At 74.7% G+C, this 17,923-nt stretch carries 17 protein-coding genes; 7 read left to right on the top strand and 10 right to left on the bottom strand.

Annotated elements, in window-relative coordinates:
* Positions 1–71: 71 nt before the first annotated feature.
* Positions 72–2,885 carry a SpoIIE family protein phosphatase/ATP-binding protein gene (locus tag IH54_RS0115080; protein ID WP_078862215.1) on the bottom strand — a complete coding sequence of 938 codons (2,814 nt, stop codon included), beginning with the start codon at positions 2,883–2,885 and terminating at the stop codon, positions 72–74.
* Positions 2,886–3,197: 312 nt separating this feature from the next.
* Entirely contained in the window at positions 3,198–4,106 is a 909-nt protein-coding gene (locus IH54_RS0115075; protein ID WP_052397461.1) for an SCO6745 family protein, read from the bottom strand.
* A gap of 161 nt (positions 4,107–4,267) precedes the next feature.
* Here IH54_RS0115075 and IH54_RS0115070 point away from each other — a divergent pair, with 161 nt between their 5' ends.
* Positions 4,268–4,987, top strand: coding sequence for a GntR family transcriptional regulator (locus IH54_RS0115070; RefSeq protein WP_031516917.1), 720 nt, complete (start codon positions 4,268–4,270; stop codon positions 4,985–4,987).
* Positions 4,988–5,087: 100 nt separating this feature from the next.
* Here the strand turns inward: IH54_RS0115070 and IH54_RS0115065 are convergent, their stop codons facing one another.
* The 3 genes from IH54_RS0115065 to IH54_RS0115055 all read right to left on the bottom strand — a co-directional run bounded on the left by IH54_RS0115065 (position 5,088) and on the right by IH54_RS0115055 (position 7,603).
* Positions 5,088–6,101 (bottom strand): hypothetical protein, encoded by a 1,014-nt coding sequence (locus IH54_RS0115065; RefSeq protein ID WP_031516916.1) that lies wholly within the window; start codon positions 6,099–6,101, stop codon positions 5,088–5,090.
* A gap of 151 nt (positions 6,102–6,252) precedes the next feature.
* The gene (locus IH54_RS0115060; RefSeq protein ID WP_031516914.1) at positions 6,253–7,197 is read right to left on the bottom strand and encodes a C45 family autoproteolytic acyltransferase/hydolase; all 945 of its coding nucleotides are present in this window, start codon (positions 7,195–7,197) and stop codon (positions 6,253–6,255) included.
* Between the two features lie 160 nt (positions 7,198–7,357).
* Positions 7,358–7,603, bottom strand: coding sequence for a Smr/MutS family protein (locus tag IH54_RS0115055; protein ID WP_031516912.1), 246 nt, complete (start codon positions 7,601–7,603; stop codon positions 7,358–7,360).
* A gap of 193 nt (positions 7,604–7,796) precedes the next feature.
* Between IH54_RS0115055 and IH54_RS0115050 the strand changes: the two genes are divergently transcribed.
* The 4 genes from IH54_RS0115050 (at position 7,797) to IH54_RS0115035 (ending at position 13,654) form a co-directional block, all read left to right on the top strand.
* On the top strand, positions 7,797–8,354 hold the full coding sequence (locus IH54_RS0115050) for a TetR/AcrR family transcriptional regulator (RefSeq protein WP_031516909.1): 558 nt from the start codon (positions 7,797–7,799) through the stop codon (positions 8,352–8,354).
* An 80-nt stretch (positions 8,355–8,434) separates the two neighbouring features.
* Complete coding sequence (locus IH54_RS0115045) at positions 8,435–10,111, top strand: alpha/beta fold hydrolase (protein ID WP_031516907.1); 1,677 nt, start codon at positions 8,435–8,437, stop codon at positions 10,109–10,111.
* A gap of 131 nt (positions 10,112–10,242) precedes the next feature.
* Positions 10,243–11,682: a condensation domain-containing protein gene (locus IH54_RS0115040; protein ID WP_107060178.1), complete on the top strand. Its 1,440-nt coding sequence runs from the start codon at positions 10,243–10,245 to the stop codon at positions 11,680–11,682.
* A 304-nt stretch (positions 11,683–11,986) separates the two neighbouring features.
* A complete protein-coding gene (locus IH54_RS0115035) occupies positions 11,987–13,654 on the top strand; it encodes an ATP-binding SpoIIE family protein phosphatase (protein WP_052397459.1) in 1,668 nt (555 codons plus the stop codon).
* Positions 13,655–13,688: 34 nt separating this feature from the next.
* Here IH54_RS0115035 and IH54_RS0115030 read toward each other — a convergent pair whose 3' ends face one another.
* The gene (locus tag IH54_RS0115030; RefSeq protein WP_078862214.1) at positions 13,689–14,081 is read right to left on the bottom strand and encodes a DUF3040 domain-containing protein; all 393 of its coding nucleotides are present in this window, start codon (positions 14,079–14,081) and stop codon (positions 13,689–13,691) included.
* Between the two features lie 289 nt (positions 14,082–14,370).
* Between IH54_RS0115030 and IH54_RS0115025 the strand changes: the two genes are divergently transcribed.
* Positions 14,371–15,033 carry an endonuclease gene (locus tag IH54_RS0115025; RefSeq protein WP_031516887.1) on the top strand — a complete coding sequence of 221 codons (663 nt, stop codon included), beginning with the start codon at positions 14,371–14,373 and terminating at the stop codon, positions 15,031–15,033.
* 63 nt (positions 15,034–15,096) lie between these two features.
* Here the strand turns inward: IH54_RS0115025 and IH54_RS0115020 are convergent, their stop codons facing one another.
* A complete protein-coding gene (locus tag IH54_RS0115020; protein WP_052397458.1) occupies positions 15,097–15,321 on the bottom strand; it encodes a hypothetical protein in 225 nt (74 codons plus the stop codon).
* A 236-nt stretch (positions 15,322–15,557) separates the two neighbouring features.
* Positions 15,558–15,743, bottom strand: a complete 186-nt coding sequence (locus IH54_RS0115015) for a hypothetical protein (RefSeq protein WP_031516883.1) — start codon at positions 15,741–15,743, stop codon at positions 15,558–15,560.
* Positions 15,744–15,968: 225 nt separating this feature from the next.
* Here IH54_RS0115015 and IH54_RS39755 point away from each other — a divergent pair, with 225 nt between their 5' ends.
* Positions 15,969–16,349 (top strand): GrpB family protein, encoded by a 381-nt coding sequence (locus tag IH54_RS39755; RefSeq protein ID WP_052397457.1) that lies wholly within the window; start codon positions 15,969–15,971, stop codon positions 16,347–16,349.
* Here IH54_RS39755 and IH54_RS0115005 read toward each other — a convergent pair.
* Positions 16,309–17,385: a MerR family transcriptional regulator gene (locus tag IH54_RS0115005; protein ID WP_031516879.1), complete on the bottom strand. Its 1,077-nt coding sequence runs from the start codon at positions 17,383–17,385 to the stop codon at positions 16,309–16,311. The two genes, IH54_RS39755 and IH54_RS0115005, sit on opposite strands and share 41 nt — an antisense overlap.
* Before the next feature lie 91 nt (positions 17,386–17,476).
* Positions 17,477–17,923, bottom strand: a 447-nt coding sequence (locus IH54_RS0115000; RefSeq protein WP_031516877.1) for a zinc-binding dehydrogenase, incomplete at its 5' end; no start/stop codon positions are given.

The raw sequence follows: 17,923 nt of genomic DNA, 5'->3' as shown, positions 1-17,923 counted from the left end.
AGGGCGTTGGCGTCGGGGCGTTGACCCTCTGCGAGGCCGGGCCCGCACCGGGCCGGGGTGTCCCGGGTGGGTCAGTCCCGGTCGTCGCCCCACTGGTCGAGCAGGGTGTCGGTCGTGTCCGCGGAAGGAGGGGGTGGAGCGGCGTCCAGCGCCTGCTCGGTCCAGATGACCTTGCCGCGCCGGGTGTAGCGGGTGCCCCAGCGCCGGGCGAGGCGGGCCACGAGGAACAGTCCGCGGCCGCTCTCGTCGGTGGTCGCCGCCCTGCGCAGATGCGGCGAGGTGCTGCTGCCGTCGGCGACCTCGCAGATCAGCGCCCTGTCGTCGTACAGCAGGCGAACGGTGATCGGCGGGGCTGCGTAGCGGATCGCGTTCGTGGCCAGCTCGGAGAGGATCAGCTCCGTGGTGTAGCCGAGGTCGGACAGCCCCCAGTCCTGCAACTGCCGCGCGCACCCGGCCCGGACCGGTGCCACCGCCGCCGCGTCGAGGGGAAGCTCCCACTCGACGATGCGGTCCCGGGGCAGCAGCCGGGTCCGGGCCACGAGCAGGGCGACGTCGTCAGCGGGACGGGTGGGAAGCAGTACGTCCATGACCGCCCGGCAGGTCTCCTCGGGGCCCCGCCCCGGGTGGCCGGCCAGCGCGTCCCGCAGGAGTCCGAGGCCGAAGTCGATGTCGTGGCCGCGTCTTTCGACCAGCCCGTCGGTGTGGAGGACCAGAAGGCTCCCCTCGGCGAGCTGCAGCTCGGCGGTCTCGAACGGCTCGGCGCCGCCCAGGCCCAGGGGCGGGGAGACCGGCACCTCGGGGGTGGAGACGGAGCCGTCCGGCCGGACCAGCACGGGACCGGGGTGTCCGGCCCGCGTCATGACGGCCCGGCCGGACGCCGGATCGTAGATCGCGTACAGGCAGGTGGCTCCGGTGACAGGCCGATCCGTGTCGTCGTCGCCGTCCATCCGGCTGACGAGCTCGTCCAGATGCGCCATGAGCTCGTCGGGCGCCAGGTCGAGCGCCGACAGGTTGTGGACGGCGGTGCGCAGTCTGCCCATGGTCGCCGCGGCGTGCAGGCCGTGGCCGACGACGTCGCCGACCACCAGGGCGACCCGCGCCCCCGGCAGCGCGATCGCGTCGAACCAGTCGCCGCCCACCCCGCCGGCCTCGGTGGGCAGGTAGCGGTGCGCGATCTCCAGCGCGCCCGGAGCGGAGAGCGATCCCGGCAGCAGGCTGCGCTGCAGGGTGACGGCCATCGCGTGCTCGCGGGTGTAGCGGCGGGCGTTGTCGACGGCCACCGCGGTCCGCCCGGCGAGTTCTTCGGCCAGCTCCAGGTCGCCGCGCTCGAAGGGTTCACGACTTCCGGTACGCCAGAAGCCGGCCACGCCCAGGACGACTCCGCGGGCGCGCATCGGGACGGTGACGAGCGAGCGGACGCCGTGCTCGACGACGCGCCGCGCCCTCTCCGTGTCCCGCCGGCCCTCCGGGGAGGCGAACCCGGGGGCGTATCCGGGCACGTGCCCGGGCACCACGCGCAGATCCGGATCGATCGCCCCCTTCCCGGCGGCGAAGTCCTCCGCCCGGGACGCCGACAGGGCGAACGAGACGCGCTCGCCCGCCGCGGCGAACGGTGCGTCGTCCTGGACGCCCACGACGACGACGCGGCGCAGCACGCGTTCCCTGCCGGTCGGCTCGTCGCCCTGGAGCACCGGCTCCGCGAGGTCGATCGTCATGTAGTCGGTGAACCGCGGGACCGCCGCCTCGGCCAGTTCCTCGGCGGTCCGGGTGACGTCCAGGGTGGTTCCGATTCCCACACCGGCCTGGTACAGCAGCGCCAGCCGCTCCCTCGCGGCCTCGGCCCGGCCCGACAGCTCGCGGAGTTCCGTGGAGTCCCGCATCGTCGCGACGCTGCCGGACGCGGCCCCGTACTCGCCCAGGGGCCGCTGGTTGACGGTCAGCACCCGGCCGCCGGCGAGGTGCACCTCGTCGGCGGCCGCCCGCCCCGAGGCGAGGAGATCGGACAGGGGCCGTTCGAGGGCCAGCTCGTCCACAAGCCGCCCCTGCACCTGCGGGGGCAGGTCGAGGAGCCTGCGCGCCTCCTCGTTGACCAGAAGGATCCGGTGGTCGGCATCGACGATGACGATCCCCTCGCGGGCGGCGTGCAGGACCGCGTCGTGGTGCCGGTACATGCGGGTGATCTCGGCCGGGCCGAGACCGTACGTCTGCCGCAGGAGGCTTCTTCCGACCAGCGCCGCCCCGACCGCGCCGGCGACCACGCCGGCGGCTGTGACCCCCAGCAGCGGGGGAAGTTGCCGCGTCGCCTCCGTGCCGATGCCCGCCACACGCACGCCTACGGCCACACCGCCGATCACCGCGCCGTCGCTGTCCCTGATCGGCATGAACGTCCGCATCGTGGTGTGACTCGCCGGCACGTTGCGCCCGGTGATCGCACGTCCGGACCTCAAGGCGTCCAGGTCCTTCGAGTAGGTGATCCGCTTGCCGATCAGGCGCCGGTCGGCATGCGTGTAGCGGATTCCCCGCTTGTCGACGATCTCGACGAAGTCGAGACCGGCCCCACGTCTGATCGCTTCGGCGTCGGGCTGCAACACCGCTGTCGGATCATGTGACTGCAGGGCCGCGGTGATCCCGGGGGAATGCGCGATCGCGTCGGCGACAGCACGCGAGCGGTCGGCGGCGGAGCGCGTGGCCGCGCGCTCGACGGTCGCCACGAGGAGGACGACCGCCACCACCGCCATCAGCAGGATGATCGCCATCTGCAGGACGAACATCTGGCCGACCACGCTGCGCGCGCCGAGAAGCGACCCCGGGCTGCGCCACCACCGGCCGCGCGGCGGTCCCTCCGCCCGCCGGTCGCCGGGCGGGTCCCGGCGGGAGAAGTGCATGAGAACGAAACGCGCCCTTCCCCGTCATTGGGCAGCAGCCCGGCAGTGATGAAATGTGGTGAAATGTGACGTAATGGTACCGATGTGCCAGGAGACTGCCGCGCTGCCACACCGCCTCTCGACGGTGACGTCGTCAGCCGCACAGCACGGCCCGCGAGGTGGACGGGGACGTAGTCCTCCCGCCGGCTGCCGGTCAGCACCATCCGGCCGCAGCCCTCGGCGTCCGTACAGAAGAGCCGGTTGCAGGGCTGCCACGTCTGCCCCGGCGCCGGCGAAAGCACCCCGGCGGGCGTTGCGAGCGCCTGCGCCCGGTCACAGGGCACCGCCGGCGGCTGTCCCGTACGCGCCCGCAGCCCGGCGGACCGGGGCCTGACGGACGGCCGGGAATGTCCCCGCCACCGCGAACGCGTCGGCGATCGGCGCGATCAGCGAGGCGAGGCGGTGGGCGCCCGCGTCGCCGGCGGGGGCCCACAGCGCGGCGCAGTGCTCGTCCGTCTCCACCTCGATGCGCTCGCGCGCCGCGCTGCCGGCGTCGGTGAGCAGGGCGTCGGAGTCGAGCCAGCCGCGCGCCGCGAGACGTGCCGTCGCCGCGGCCCACTCCTCGTCGTCCCACTGGCGGGTCGCCCGCACGAGCGCCGTCGGGAGCAGGTCGCTCGCCGTGTGCAGGACGAGGCAGTCGCACGGTCCGAGGCCGTTGTCGGCAAGCACGACGAGATGCGCGTCGCCGCGCCATTCGCGCACCACCGTGATCTGCTGCCACAGCGCGACAAGGGGATCGGACGGAAGCGCGACCGAGGCGTTCGCGGCAGCCAGCACCTTGCCCGCGTAGTCGGCGCGTGCGACGACCGGGTCGATCAGCGCGCGGGCCTCGCCGAGCCGGTCGTCCGTGAGACGCACTCCGGCGCGCCGCATCGCCCGCCCGGCGGCCACGAAGCGGGCGGCCTGCCACCGCTCGGGCGGCGCGACGTCCCACACTCCTGCCATGGCACGCACCGCCCGGGGGCTGAAGTTGTAGAAGGCCGCGAGGGTGACCTGCCAGGGGACGGCGCCCAGCGCGGCCGACCGGTAGGCCAGGTACGCCGGTCCGGGGTCGGCCACGCCGAGTGCCGCCGCTTCCTCCGCGGCCTCGGGGGCGAGGTAGACGAACCGGTGGGCGGCGCTGACCGCGTGGCTGACGGCACGGACGGCGGGCAGGCCGGTCAAACGGGCACGAAGGGGCATCGCGGTGTCCTCTCTCCGGGGAAAACCGGGGCGGCGCCGACGCAGCGGTCTGCGCGGGCGGGGCGTCGGGGAGCGCTGCCGTCGCCGACCGCCCCGACCCACCCACAATCGACAGTAACAGAGATAATCGATTTTCTTCCCGATCGTCTATGCTGGCTTCCATGACGGGTACGCCGCACAGCCCCGCTCCCCCGGGGAAGCAGATGCTCTCCGAGCAGGTCCACGCCCATCTCCGGAGCGCGATCATGCGCGGGGACCACGCCCCCGGCGACGCCCTCAGGCCGCAGGACCTCGCCAGGGAACGGGGGGTGAGCCTCGCCGTGGCGCGTGAGGCGCTCGTGCGGCTCGTCGGTGAGGGGCTCGCAGACCGGCTCCCCAACCGCGGATTCGCCGTCCCGTCCTTCTCCGACCACCGCTGGCAGGAGATCGCGGAAGCCCGCCGGACCGTCGAGCCGGTGGTCCTGCGCATGTCCGTCGAGCGCGGCGACGTCGACTGGGAGGCCCGCGTACGCGCCGCCCACCACCGCCTGGCCCGCACCCCGCCGTACGATCCGGCAGAGGGCGAGCACTACACCGACGCCTGGGCCGAGGCGCACCGGGTCTTCCACCGCACCCTGCTGGAGGGGTGCGGCAACCGCGCCCTGCTGGAGACCTTCGACCGGTTGTGGACCGCGAGCGAACTGGCGCGCCGCTGGGCGGCACACCGCACCCCCGGCCGGGACGGCATCGAGGAACACCGCAGCCTGGAGGAGGCGGCACTGGCCCGCGACGCCGACACGGCAGCCGCGGTCCTGGTCAGGCACCTCACCTTGACCGCGGCCGCCCTGGTCGACGATTCGCGGGTCAGCGGAACTGTGAATGATCAGGTGGGCCGCCCGTAGGCCGCGGCAGCGGCGCACACCGCGAAGCACGCTCCCGCCGCCACGGCGTGCGCGGAGCCGCCCTGACCGGCCGTCCGGTCCGCCGCGCGGCCGGTGGCGTTCAGGTGCCGAGGAGCGGTGCCAGATCGCCCGTGGCCAGCGCCTGCATCAGCACGTCGCCGCGGCCGTCGGCAGGGCGGCCCGTCAGCCGCACGACGTGTTGCGGGCCGCCGTCGACCGTGACCTTCGTGCCTGTCAGCAGCTGCGACCACGGCTCGTCGGCCGAAGGCGAGCGGCCCGAGGCGAGCTGCGTGCGCAGCCGCGCCGCGAGTGCGTTCGCGGCGGACGCGGACGGGTTGGTCCGGCACAGCTCGTTCGTCAGGCTCGTGGCCGAGGTGCCGCGCGTACCCACGCCGAGCACCGTGCCGTCGGCTGCCGCCTCCGTGTCGCCGGTGCCGTGGTCGGTGAGCTCCGCGGCCAGCGGGTGGTCGAGGCACTCGGCGACCGCGGTGAAGCCGGCGTCGCTGCCGAGGGTCCGGCCGCCGTCCGCGTCGACGCCGTCGAGCGCGGCCAGCGAGGACGCGTGGACGAGCGAGGAGCCGCCGGTCCGCACGAGGTTGAAGTGCCCGACCGACGCACCGGTGAACGTGTCCGCGAGCGGACCCGTCATCGAGATCTTGTGGTCCTGCTGGAGGCGCCAGGTCTTCCCCGCCGGCCCGTCCTTCTCCGGCTCGCCGCCGAGCGCCTGGACCTTCGGCGTCACCGCGGCCGGGTCGACACCGCCGTCGAACCGGCCGCCGGTGTCGGGCGGGTTGCCCGCCTCGACGGCGAGATCCGCCTTGCGGCCGTCGAAGCCGAAGCTCTTCCGGGTGAGCAGGGCGGAGGGCGCCACCTCGCCCCATCCGTGCCCGCCCAGCTGGGAGGCCGCCGGGCCCGAGCCCGTCAGGCCGGCCTCGCGCTGGGCGCGGAGGTCACCGAAGTCGACCCAGGCGCGGTGCCCGGCCGTGTCGGTGATCCTGCCCAGCTCGGTGCGGAGGGTGTCGTCCGCACCGGAGCCGCCGCTGCCGCCGCACCCCGTGACCGCCACCGCGGCAAGCGCCACGGCCCCCGCGACCGCCTTCGCCCGCATCCTCATCACGCGCCCCCATCCGTCCGCGTCCCCCTCGCGCGCCCGAACGCGCGCCGGTCACGGTACCGCTCTGCGCGGGGCGCCCCGGAGCGCCCCGCGCAGAAACGACGCTGTGAAGGACGCTGCCGGCGGCGGAACGGATGCACCTGAAGGCCGCTCAGCAAGCCCGGCCCAGGCTCACGGTGCGGGATCCGGGTGCGAAGTCGTCGAAGGACTGCTGCCAGGACTCGCCGGGCCAGTAGTACGTCACACGGCCCTCGACGGGCAGGTAGTGGGCTGTGTACAGCGTTCTCGACCCCTGCTCGTCGACGGAGCGGTACAGCGGCGGCTTCAGCATCGCCGCCACGTCCGTACCCGCGGCGCGGATGGCGCGCAGTCGCTCCTGCGTCTGCAGGGCCCGCTCCTGTTCGTCGGTCACCGGCAGGTGCTGGTGGTTGGCGGCGCAGGCGTCCGGGGCCACCGTCGGCGGTATGTCCGGCCCCACGAACACCGTCACCGCCTTCGCGGGATCGACGAGGGTGAGGTTCTGGGGGACGGCGATCGGCAGGGACCGCAGCCTGGCGAGCGCCTCGTCGACGGTGTCGCACGTCTCCAGCAGGTAGCGCACCACGACGAGGATCGAGAAGCCGCGTCCGTAGGCGGAACGTCCGCCCCAGGTGAGCGAGATCGCGAGACCGGCGTCGTTCATCCCGTCCAGCAGGCCCCACAGCATGTCCTGCATCCCGATCACGGGGCGCAGGAAGCACGAGGAGGCGATGATGCCCTCGCACTGCTCGGGCGGGAGGTCGTAGTTGCGCAGCAGCGTGCCGTTACGGCCGATCTGGGTGCAGGCCTGGGAGAACGGCCGCAGCGCGGCGTGCGTGAGGAAGGCTTCCGCCCCGGGCCGGTCGAGTTGCCCGGCCAGGCGGTCCAGGACCGGGAGCAGTTCCGGCATGTGCGCACCGAACAGCTCCCGAACGCGGGTCCCGCCCTCCGGAGTCCGGCCCTCCTCGGTCAGCAGGCCCGCCATCTCCTCCCACAGGTCCCGGGCGTAGGCGGCCCACTGCCCGTCGCTGCCGTCGCCGACCTCGATGGCGCGGAAGGTCTTGTGCTGCTGCCTCATGGCTGCCGCTCTCCTGTGTGTTCGGACGAGGTGGCGGCAACCTAGCCAATTGGGCGGGCAATCACCAGGCGGCCTCCGCGACGGCCGGACGCACGCTCAGGCGTCGGGCCGGCAGCCGACTGACCGGCCGGCACCCGCCGCCGCTCCTGGGCGCCCGTGGTCAGCGCAGGTGGACCAGGATCCGCCCGGGGTTGGCGGGGTCGACCTCGACCCGGGCGTAGAGCTTCTTCAGGTGCGCCTGCGCCAGCGTGTTGAGCACCCGCTGCCTGAGCGCGCCCGTCCCCTTCCCCGGGATGACCTGCAGCACGTCGACACCGGTGGCGGCAGCCCTGAAGAGCGCCTGGCGCAGCGCGATGTCGAGGTCGCGGTTGCTGCGGAAGATCGGGTGCAGATCGAGCGTGAGCAATGTGGCCGCCTCCCACGGGTAGCCGTACGGTCGAAAGCGTACGGCAGGCGCCGCGCATCGGGCCGTCCCCGCCGCCGCTGACGCCGCGATCCCGGCTCCGGCCGGAATCCGGTCACCGCATCCGCGCGGCACCCGAACCCGCGTTCGGCGAAGCTCGGTTGAGATAATATGTAGGCCGGTCTATTCTCATGCCATGGGTCAGAAGGGCGCCGAGACACGGGATCGGCTGACGGATGCGACGCAGGAGCTGATCGAGGCCGGCGGATACTTCGGCGCCGGGCTCAACCAGGTCGTCGCGGCCAGTGGCGCGCCTCGCGGCTCGCTCTACTTCCACTTCCCCGGCGGCAAGGACCAGTTGGTCGGGACGTCCTTGCGGCAGGCCGGCCGGGCGGTCAACGACGCCATGGGGGGGCTGGCCGACTCCCACTCGTCCGCGGCGGAGTTCGTCGACGCCGTGCTGCGGCACCTGGGCGACCGGCTGGAGGGGTCGGGCTGGCGCAAGGGGTGCCCGGTGGCCACCGTGGCACTGGAGATGGCCGCGACCAGCGATCCGCTGCAGAAGGTGTGCTCGGAGGTCTACACCGAGTGGGAGGCGACCCTTCGTGCGCGGCTGGACGGCCGTGCGAACGCCGACGACCTCTCGGTCACGGTCCTGGCGCTGATCGAGGGGGCACTCCTGCTGGCCAGGGCGCACCGCAGCCGCGAACCGCTGAGGGCGGTCGCCCGCCAGATCACCGCCCTGCTCGGCTGAGACCGCCGGGACCGCCCGCCGCTGCCGGCGGGCGTTTTTCCGGGATCAGAATATGTAGACCGATCCATTAGGAGCCCGTCATGGACGCGATCGTCTTCGGCGCCACCGGTTTCATCGGCCGTTCCCTGGTCGCCGAACTGCTGGGCAGGGGAATGCGGGTGGCGGCCGTCGTCCGCAACGACACCCTCACCCCCTGGCTGGCCGACCAGGGCATCGACACCGGCGGGCTGGCCGTCGCCACCGCCGACGTCACACGGCCCCTCAGCGGGTTGCCCGACGCGCGCGTGGTCTACAACACCGCCGCCCGCTACGCGTTCGGCCTCGGGGTGGAGGAGGCCCGGGCGGTCAACGTGACGGGGGCGCTCAACGTGCTCGAATGGGCCGCGGCGCTGCCCGGGCTCCGGCGGCTGGTGCATGTCAGCGGTTACCGGGTGAGCGCGCCCAGCGGCCGGCCCGACTACGCCGGGCCGGGTGCGTACGAGGCCTCGAAGTTCGAAGGAGATCTCGCCGTACGGGCACGAGCCCGCGAGCTGGACGTCCCGCTGACCATCGCCAATCCCAGCAGCGTGATCGGGCCGGGGCAGTACATCGGCCCCGCCGCCCTCGTCGAGAACCTGTGGAACGGGCGGCTCCCCGCCCTGCCCGGCGGCCCGGACGTCTTCGTGCCGCTCGTCACGATCGGCTATTTCGTGCGCTTCCTGGCGGAGGTCCCCGCGGCACCCGCAGGCGAGCACCACTGGGTGCTCGACGACACCACGCCCCTGCTCCCCGAGCTGATCGGCACCGTTGCCGGCCACACGGGCGTGCGGGCGCCCCGCCGTTCCGTACCCGTCGGCCTCCTGCGGCGTCTGCCGCGCAAGCTCACCGGCGCGGACCCGGAGACGTTGTCGTTCCTTTCGGCGGACCGGTACCCGACGGCGTCCGCCGCGGCTTTCGCCGCGACCGTCGGTCTGGAGATGCCCCCGGTCGCCGACGCGCTGCGCACCTGGGCCGACGACCTGGTGGCCGCCCGCTTCGGCGCCGCTTCACCCTGGGTACGGCCCTACGGCTTCCACTCCGTCGCGGGCACCCGTACCTGGGTGGCCGGGGAGCGTCACCGGCCGGCCCACGTCATGCTCCACGGGCTGCCGATGAACGCCGACCTCTGGGCGCCGGTCGCCGCCTGCCTCACCGGGCCCGTCCTGGCCCCGGACCTGCCCGGGCTGGGACGCTCGGCCGCCTCCGCCCGGCCGGTGGACGAGTGGCTGGCCGACCTGATGAGCCCGGTGCGTACCCGACCCGTACTCGTCGCGCATTCGCTGGCCTGCGGGCCCGCGCTCCGCTTCGCCGTCGAGCACCCCGAGCACATCAGCAAGCTGGTGCTCGTCTCCCCCTCGTTCTTGCAGGCCCCCGCCGCGCGGCTCACCCGCTCGCCCGTCGCCGTGCGGGCGATGCGCCGTATGTCCGCCTCCCGCCTGGCGGGGACGCTCGGCCTCCCGGAGGGACCGGAGGTGGCCGGCGCCGCAGCCGACCTGCGGCGCCCGGGGGTGGCGCGCCGGGCGGTCGCCGCCCTGCGTACGGACCACGCAGAACGCGGGCAGTCGCGGTTGCTGCTGCCCCGGGTGGGCGTCCCGGTCGAGATCGTCGTGGGTGCCGCCGACCCGCCGACCGTGGCGGTCGGCAACCCGGTGACCGTGATCGCCGGGGCCGGGCACTACCCGCAGCTCACCCACCCGGCGGAACTCGCCCGCCACCTCAACGCCGAGGCGGCGAAGTGACAACTGTTTCCATCAAATGATTGCAGTTCTTGCTGAATTCCCTCAAAGCCTTGCGGAGCGGGGAGTGCCCGCCCCACGATGACCCGGCTGGTTGTCGGGGAGCGGCGGACACTTCGAGGGGGCGGCAGCCGATGGCTGGAGCGGTGCCGGGGACGATGCCGGGCGGGGCGCGGATGACGGACCGGGTCGACGTGGCCTTCGACGGACCGGGGGCCGGCGTCGGCGGGCTGACCTGGGGACAGCGCAAGGTCTGGACGCTGATGCAGCAGGCCGGCACATCGATGAGCATGGGCGGCGCGGTGCCCGTCACCGACGGCCGGACGGTCGACGACCTCGCGTCGGAACTGCGGTTCTTCCTGTGCCGCTACGCCTCGCTGCGGGCCCGCGTCCGGACCGGCGCGGACGGCGGCCTGGTCCAGGAGGTGTTCGGCTCGGGCCGGGCCGTGCTGGGGATCGCCGACGTCCCGGACGGCGGCGACCCCGGCCAGGTCGCCCGGGAACTGGCCGAGCGGTGGGAGGCCACGCCGTTCGACCACGCCGGGGAGTGGCCGATCCGGATGGCCGCGGTGCGCAGCGGCGGCAGGGTCACCCACGTGGTGGTGACGATCTCGCACATCGCCACCGACGGAGGCGGCATCGCCGTCATGCTGCGCGAACTGGGCGAGCGGGACCGGGTCACCGGCGAGGCGGCTGAACCGGTGCCCGCGACGGGGCCGTTGGAACTGGCCGCGCTGCAGCGGACGCCGTCCGCCCGGCGGCAGAACGACATCTCGCTGCGCCACTGGGAGCGTCTGCTGCGCGCGGCCGGACCCCGGCGGTTCGGCCCCCGCGTCGACCGCGGCGAGCCGCGCTACCGACTCGCCGTCTTCTCCTCCCCCGCCCTGCATCTGGCATCCAAGGCCGTGGCCGCCCGCACCGGCGACGCGACGTCCTCGGTGCTGCTCGCCGCGTACGCGGTCGCGGTGGCACGGCTGACCGGCATCACCCCCGCCCTGATCCAGGTGGTCGTCAGCAACCGCTTCCGGCCGGGTCTGGCCGACGTGTCCCACCCGCTCTCCGTGAACGGCCTGTTCATGGTCGACGTCGCCGACGCCCCCTTCGACGAGGTCGTGGACCGTACGCGGCGGGCCCTGGCCCTCTGCTCGAAGCACGCCTACTACGACCCGGTCGCGCTGGACGAGCTGCGCGCCCGGATCGACCGGGAGCGCGGCGAAGCCGTCGAGACCTCCTGCCTGTTCAACGACCGAAGGCTCGGCGTCGGCGTCGAGCCCCCCGGCCAGGTGCCGCCCTCGCGGCAGGAGCTGGAAACCGCGCGGGCCGGCAGCGCCCTGCGCTGGGGCAGGCCGTTCGAGACGTACCTCGACAAGCTGATGGTCCAGGTCGGGGCGGCCGAGGACACGGTGGAACTGGAGATCCAGGTGGACACCCACCATGTGTCCGCGGACGACGTGCACGCCCTGGTGCTCGACCTGGAGGCGCTGGTCGTCGCGGCAGCGCTCGACCCGGACACCCCGACCGGCGTACGGGCGGCGCCGCCGCGGCAGGCGGCGGCGCCGGTCGGCGACCGGTGACCGGCGGCACAGGCACGGCACGGCACGGCTGGGCACGGCACGGCACGGCACGGCACGGCTGGGCACGGCACGGCACGGCACGGCACGGCACGGCTGGGCAACCGAACCGCCTGACCGTCCGCGGTCCCGCCGAAGGAGACGGCGTCGGTCCTCCCGGCCGGGAATGCGCCGGAGCCGCCCCGCACGCGCCGGGCCCTGAGGGCGGCACCGCCGGGTGGCGGTGCCGCCCTCAGGGCCCGGACCGCCTCCCCCGCGCGCCCTACCACCGGTGGCGGCGGTCCCGGCCCCCGCCGAGACTGGGGTCGTGGCCACGCCCGATGAGCGGCAACCGGCAGGGAGCGACCTGCTGCGCGCGGCCGTCGCCTCGATCGGCACGACCGCGGACGTCCTGCGCACCGCGGACGAGCTGGCCCGCGCCGCGGTGCCCGGCCTCGCCGACTTCGCGGCCGTCGACCTGCTCGACGGCGTGGTGGACGGCAATGTGCCACCGCCCGGCCCGGTCGACGGCGCGGCCGCGGGACTCCGGAGGGCGGCCTCCTGCCGCGCGGGCGGCGGCGCGCCGGGCGAGGTGCCCGTGGGCGCGGACGTGGCGTACGCGCCGGGCAGCCCGTACGCGCGTTCCCTGACCGGCGGGATGCCGCTGCTGGAGTCGGGGACGGGGCCCGACACGCCGTGGCTCGCCCCGGACGCGCGGCCCGCGCACACGCTCGCCGCCCTCCCGCTGGCGGCGCACGGGACCGTGCTCGGCCTGCTCCACCTCTACCGCGGGCCCGCGGCGCCCCCGTTCGCGCCCGGCGACCTGGAGCTGGCCGCGGCGGTCGCCGCGCACGGCGCGGTCTGCCTCGACAACGCCCGCCGGGAGACGCGCTCGGCCCACACGCGGCAGGCCCTGCGGCACGCGCTGCTGCGCGACGTCGTCCCTGCCCACCCGGCCATGGAGCACACCCGCCGCTACCTGCCCGGGCGGCGGTACAAGGGCAAGGGCGGCAGCTGGTGCGACGTCATCGCGCTGTCCAGCGCGCGGGTCGCGCTCGTGGCGGGCGACGCCACCGGGCACGGCATCCAGGCGGTCGCGCGCGCCGGGCGGGCGCGCACCGCGGTGCGCGCGCTGCTCAGCATGGACCTGGCGCCCGACGAACTGCTGACCCACCTGGAGCACCTGGTGCGGCAGATCCTGGCCACGAACAAAGCCTCGGGCGAGCGTCCGGGGGTCACCACGACCTGCCTGCTGGTCTTCTACGACCCGGTGACCGGGCACTGCCAGGCCGCGAGCGCCGGGCACCCGCCGCCGCTCGTGGTGGGGACGGACCGGCCGCCGGAGCCGGTCGACATGCCCGTGGGACCGCCCTTCGGCGAGCACGGCACCTTCGAGTCGGTCACCCTCGACCTGCCGGAGGACGGGGTCCTCGCCCTCTACACGCGCGGCGTGGTCGGCGGCCCTGACGGCTCCACCGCGCCGGACGCCCTGGTGCGGTCCCTGGGGCGTCCGGCGGACGACCTGGAGGTGATGGCCGCACACGCGGTCGAGGCGATCCGGCCGGTACGGTCCGGTGAGGACGACGGCGTGCTGCTGCTCGCCCGCCCGCGGCCGGTGTCCGGGCGCGACGTGGTGTCGTGGGAGGTGCCACCGGAACCCGCGTCGGTCTCGCGGGCCCGCGACCTGGCCGCCGAGCAGCTGACGCTGTGGAACGCCGCCGAGGAGGCACCGACGACCCAGCTCATCGTCAGCGAGCTGGTCACCAACGCGATCCGCTACGGCCGCCCGCCGCTGACGCTGCGGCTGATCCGCACCGACCGGCTGGTCTGCGAGGTCACCGACACCTCGAGCACCTCGCCGCATCTGCGGCACGCCGGCGGCATGGACGAGGGCGGCCGCGGGCTCTTCCTGGTGGCCCAGCTCGCCGACACCTGGGGCACCCGCTACACCACCCACGGCAAGACCATCTGGGCCGAGCAGCCGCTCTCCGGCTGACCCGCGACGCGTCCGGCCCCCACCGGGAGGCGGTTCAGCCGCCGGGACCGATGCCCGGGCCGGGTCCGGGGGGCGGCGGTTGCGACCGGCGGTGCCGCCCGGCGCGGTAGACCGCCCAGCTCGCGACACCCGCCAGCGCGCACACGCTCGCGGCCAGCAGTTGCGCGGCCGCCGAGAGGGCGAGGGCCGCGAAGAGCAGCACCAGCGCCAGGACGCTCGCCCACGCGGTGATCCGGCCGGACCGCTCCGAGCCCGGGGGCTCCACCGGGGCCGGTTCGGTCTCCGGTGCGGGAGGTGACGGCGGGTGCAGCGGTTCCGGGCGGGTGCGCCCGAAGTCCGCGAGCGTCTTGGAGAGCTTGGGATCGTCGCGGGTGAGCAACCGTTCGAGGTCGGCGATCACTCGTCGTTCGTGCAGGGAAAGGACCATCGTGCGCCTCCTCACCCGAGGGGCCCGGCTACCGTCGCCGGCGTTCACTGACCGTAGCGGCGGCTTCGGCCGCTCATGTCCGGCGACTACCCGGCGACATACCAGTCCAATCGGGTGAATCCCTCACTTTTCACCGAGCCCCGCCCGGGGCGGGGGCCGTGCGGCCCGCCAGGCGCGGTGGCGGCTTTCCGCGGGCGGCGGGTCCGAACGCGGATCGCCCCGCGCGGCGGTTCGGCGGCGCCCGGGCGGGTAGCCGCAGTGCCTACGCACCCGGTGGGAGGTGGATGACATGGCCGGCACCGACCGGCAGGGCATCACGCACGCGCTAGTGGACGGCTACGGCCGCACGTACGCCGAGGAGGCGGGGATCCGCATGAGGGACACACCGCAGCCGCTCTACCGGCTGCTGGTGCTCGCGGATCTGCTGAGCGCCCGGATCAGGGCCGACGTCGCACTGGCCGCGGCGAGGGAGCTGTCGGCGGCCGGTATGCGCGACCCGCGCGCGATGGCGGACGCCACCTGGCAGCAGCGGGTCGACGCACTGGGCCGCGGCGGCTACCGGCGCTACGACGAGAGCACCGCCACCCGGCTCGGTGAGGGCGCCGAGCTGGCGCAGCGGCGCTACGGCGGCGACCTGCGCCGGCTGCGGGACGACGCGGACGGCGACGTGGAGGGCATTCGCGGGCGCCTGCGCGACTTCCCCGGCATCGGCCCGGCCGGCGCGGACATCTTCCTCCGCGAGGCCCAGGCGGTGTGGCCGCAGATCGCCCCCTACTTCGGCGACAAGGCCGAGCAGGGCGCCCGCACGCTGGGCCTGCCCAGCTCGCCGGGGAAGCTCGCCGACCTCGCGGACGGCGCGGACACGGAGCCGGCGGTGCTCGCGGCGGCGCTGGTGCGGGTCTCACTGGACAGGAAGGCCCCCGGGGCGGTCCGCGAAGCCGCCCGCGGCTGAACCGCCGGGAGGGCGGGCGCCCTTTCCCCGCCGCCCGGGCCGGGCGGGGGAACGGGCGGGGCCTCAGTGGACCAGGAGGTAGACGTAACCGGCGGAGCTCTGGCAGAGGAAGTTCGGCCCCCACAGGTGGTAACCCGCGACTCCGGCGGCCTGACACTGGTCGTAGGTGTAGTAGACGCCCTGGGTGTGCCATTCGCCCGCCGCGTGGGCGGAGGTCCCGGCGGCGAGGGGTGCGAGGACCGCGGCCGCGGCGGCCGCGGCGGCGACCAGTCCGATACGTCGCCTCACGTGCCAACTCCTTTTGGCTGGAGACATGCTGACGTGACGTCACATCTCAGGGGAGGTGGTGCGATGTCGCTCGCATGCCAGCCGCAGCGACGCCAAGAGGTCCAGACCAATGGGGGGACTCGTTCGCCCCCTCCCCCGCGCCCGCCCCGCCGCTCCCTCCGGCCCCACGGGACGTCGGAAGCGGCGGCAGGCGGCAGGCGCTCGCAGCACGTGCGCCGCCCTGGACCGACGTACGGTCAGCCCAGCCGGTCGGCCCCCCTTCCCGGCCTTCCCGGCGCCGCCTCCCGTACCAGGACGGCGAGGGTGCTGCGGGCCGCACCGCGCAGGGCGGGACGGCGCGCGAAGGTCGCGGTGAAGGCGAGGACGGAGACCGTGGCGCCGTAGAGCACGGCGGCAACTGCGGAGAGGAGCCCGATCACCATCGGGCACGCACCCTTCTTCCCCCACTCGGCCCGCCCGGAAAGAGAGCCGCGGCGGGCGCCGATGCGTTTCGCCTCCACGATACGCGCACCGCCAACTCCCGTGCAGCCCCTGGCGGCAGCCTCCCCCCTGCCGTTTCCCGATGAGCCGCGCCGCCCGCTCGCGGTGGTCGGGTACCGGCCTCGAGTGGCCCGCGGAGCCCGGCGAGACCGCCGCGCTGCTGCGGGATGCGCCGGGCGACCCGCGCCGGGCCGTGGAACCGCACCGGGTTCTCCGGCGGCCGGGAGTGCCGCAAGCCGGCCTTCGCGCCACCCGCCGGCGCCCGCTCCCGCAACGTCCACCTGCGCGCGCACGACGGGCCGAGCGCCCGCTTCGCGCTGCTCTTCCGCGACCACCTGCGCGCGGACGCCGAATCCCGGCAGGCGTGGGGCGACTTCAAGCAGCGGCTCGCGCTGGGCGTGCCGGACCTGTTCGGCCACGGCCAGATCAAGGCCGCCGCGACCGCGGTGCTGATGGCGGCGGCCGAGCGCTGGGCCGCCGCCACCGGCTGGTGCGTCCCGCCGCCCGCTACCCCCGGCTCTCCACCACGTCCGCGATCACGCAGCTGACGTTGTCGGGACCGCCGCGGCCGTTGGCCAGGGCGACCAGTTCGCGGACGGCCGGCTCGGGCTCCGCCACCGAGGCGAGCACCCGGTGGATCTCCTCCGTCGGCACGGCGGCCGGCAGGCCGTCGGAGCACAGCAGGTAGCGGTCGCCACGCCGGGCGTCCTGCAGCTTCAGGTCCGCGGTGGCGTCCGCGCCGCCGCCGAGCGCCCGCACCAGCAGCGACCTCTGCGGGTGCGAGGCGGCCTCGTCAGGGCTCAGCCGTCCCTCGTCGACCATCGACCGGACCACGGTGTGGTCGTGCGTGATACGGAACAGTTCCCCGTCGCGCAGCAGGTAGACACGGGAGTCGCCGATGTGGACGAGGGCGAGCTGCGACCCGGTCCACAGCATCGCGGTGAGCGTGGTCCCGGACTCGGCGGCGTCAGCCGCCTCGGCGGTTCCGTCCACGGCGCGTCCGGCGCGCTCGACGGCGTCCTCCAGGGCGCCCAGCAGCTCGCCCGCCGGGAGGGCGGCGGCGTCCAGCTGCTCGAACGCGCCGACGGCGGCGGCGCTCGCGAGGTCGCCCGCGCCGCCGTAGCCGTCGGCGACGGCCAGCAGCCGGGCACCGGCGTAGGCGGTGTCCTGGTTGCGTTCGCGGGCCAGCCCGCGGTCGGAGAGAGCGGCGTAGCGGATGGCGAGGGGTGCGGTGGTGGCGGGCATCGACGGGTCCTTCCCCGAGAGGTGGCCGACGAGGAAGGCGGCGAGGTCCCGCCGTGCGGCGGTGTCGGCCTCGACCCCGGCCCAGAAGGCGCGTACCTCCTGCGCGGCCTGCGCCGTGGGAAGGGCGCGGACGTGCCGGATGCGGGCCAGCGGCATGCCCAGCCGCCGCAGCCACGCGACGAGCCGGGCCTGTTCCAGCTGCCCGGGCGCGTAGAAGCGGTAGCCGGTGACCGGGTCGACGCGCGCGGGGGTCAGCAGGCCCAGCTCGTCGTAGAGGCGCAGGGCCTTGGGCGAGAGCCGGGAGGCCCGCGCGAACGCGCCGATGGTCAGCAGTTCCATGCCCGCCCTCCTCGTACCGGGCGCTGTCGCCCGGCCCCGCCGATGCTGGGTCCTTCCCCAGGGTGAAGGTCAACAGGCCCGGCGGGGAAGGTCAGGCGGCCGGGAGCGGCGCGGCGCGGAAGCGGTTGATGGCATCGGCGTGCCGGGCGCGCAGCTCCTCGTCGCGCACCCCGAGGCCCTCGCGCGGGGCCAGGCACAGGACGCCGACCTTGCCGTGGTGGAGGTTGCGGTGCACGTCGTACGCGGCCTGGCCGGTCTGCGCCAGCGGGTAGACCCGGGAGAGGGTGGGGTGGATGCGGCCCTTCACGACGAGGCGGTTGGCCTCCCACGACTCGCGGTAGTTGGCGAAGTGGGTGCCGACGATGCGCTTGAGGGACATCCACAGGTAGCGGTTGTCGTACTCGTGGGTGTAGCCGGAGGTGGAGGCGCAGGTGACGACGGTGCCGCCCTTGCGGGTGACGTAGACACTGGCGCCGAAGGTCTCGCGCCCGGGGTGCTCGAAGACGATGTCGACGTCCTCGCCGCCGGTCAGCTCGCG

Source organism: Streptomyces sp. NRRL F-5123 (assembly GCF_000721495.1).
GTDB lineage: Bacteria > Actinomycetota > Actinomycetes > Streptomycetales > Streptomycetaceae > Actinacidiphila.
Note: the sequence above shows the minus strand (reverse complement) of the source record. Positions and strands in the feature narration are given on the sequence as shown.

Bases quoted from the DNA above. Each gene is read 5' to 3' on its own strand.
- IH54_RS0115080 (WP_078862215.1), bottom strand. From the start codon at position 2,885: ATGCACTTCTCCCGCCGGGACCCGCCCGGCGACCGGCGGGCGGAGGGA.
- IH54_RS39755 (WP_052397457.1), top strand. From the start codon at position 15,969: ATGCGCCGGGCGACCCGCGCCGGGCCGTGGAACCGCACCGGGTTCTCC.
- IH54_RS0115015 (WP_031516883.1), bottom strand. From the start codon at position 15,743: ATGGTGATCGGGCTCCTCTCCGCAGTTGCCGCCGTGCTCTACGGCGCC.
- IH54_RS0115075 (WP_052397461.1), bottom strand. From the start codon at position 4,106: ATGCCCCTTCGTGCCCGTTTGACCGGCCTGCCCGCCGTCCGTGCCGTC.
- IH54_RS0115025 (WP_031516887.1), top strand. From the start codon at position 14,371: ATGGCCGGCACCGACCGGCAGGGCATCACGCACGCGCTAGTGGACGGC.
- IH54_RS0115065 (WP_031516916.1), bottom strand. From the start codon at position 6,101: ATGAGGATGCGGGCGAAGGCGGTCGCGGGGGCCGTGGCGCTTGCCGCG.
- IH54_RS0115060 (WP_031516914.1), bottom strand. From the start codon at position 7,197: ATGAGGCAGCAGCACAAGACCTTCCGCGCCATCGAGGTCGGCGACGGC.
- IH54_RS0115050 (WP_031516909.1), top strand. From the start codon at position 7,797: ATGGGTCAGAAGGGCGCCGAGACACGGGATCGGCTGACGGATGCGACG.
- IH54_RS0115045 (WP_031516907.1), top strand. From the start codon at position 8,435: ATGGACGCGATCGTCTTCGGCGCCACCGGTTTCATCGGCCGTTCCCTG.
- IH54_RS0115030 (WP_078862214.1), bottom strand. From the start codon at position 14,081: ATGGTCCTTTCCCTGCACGAACGACGAGTGATCGCCGACCTCGAACGG.
- IH54_RS0115005 (WP_031516879.1), bottom strand. From the start codon at position 17,385: ATGGAACTGCTGACCATCGGCGCGTTCGCGCGGGCCTCCCGGCTCTCG.
- IH54_RS0115040 (WP_107060178.1), top strand. From the start codon at position 10,243: ATGGCTGGAGCGGTGCCGGGGACGATGCCGGGCGGGGCGCGGATGACG.
- IH54_RS0115070 (WP_031516917.1), top strand. From the start codon at position 4,268: ATGACGGGTACGCCGCACAGCCCCGCTCCCCCGGGGAAGCAGATGCTC.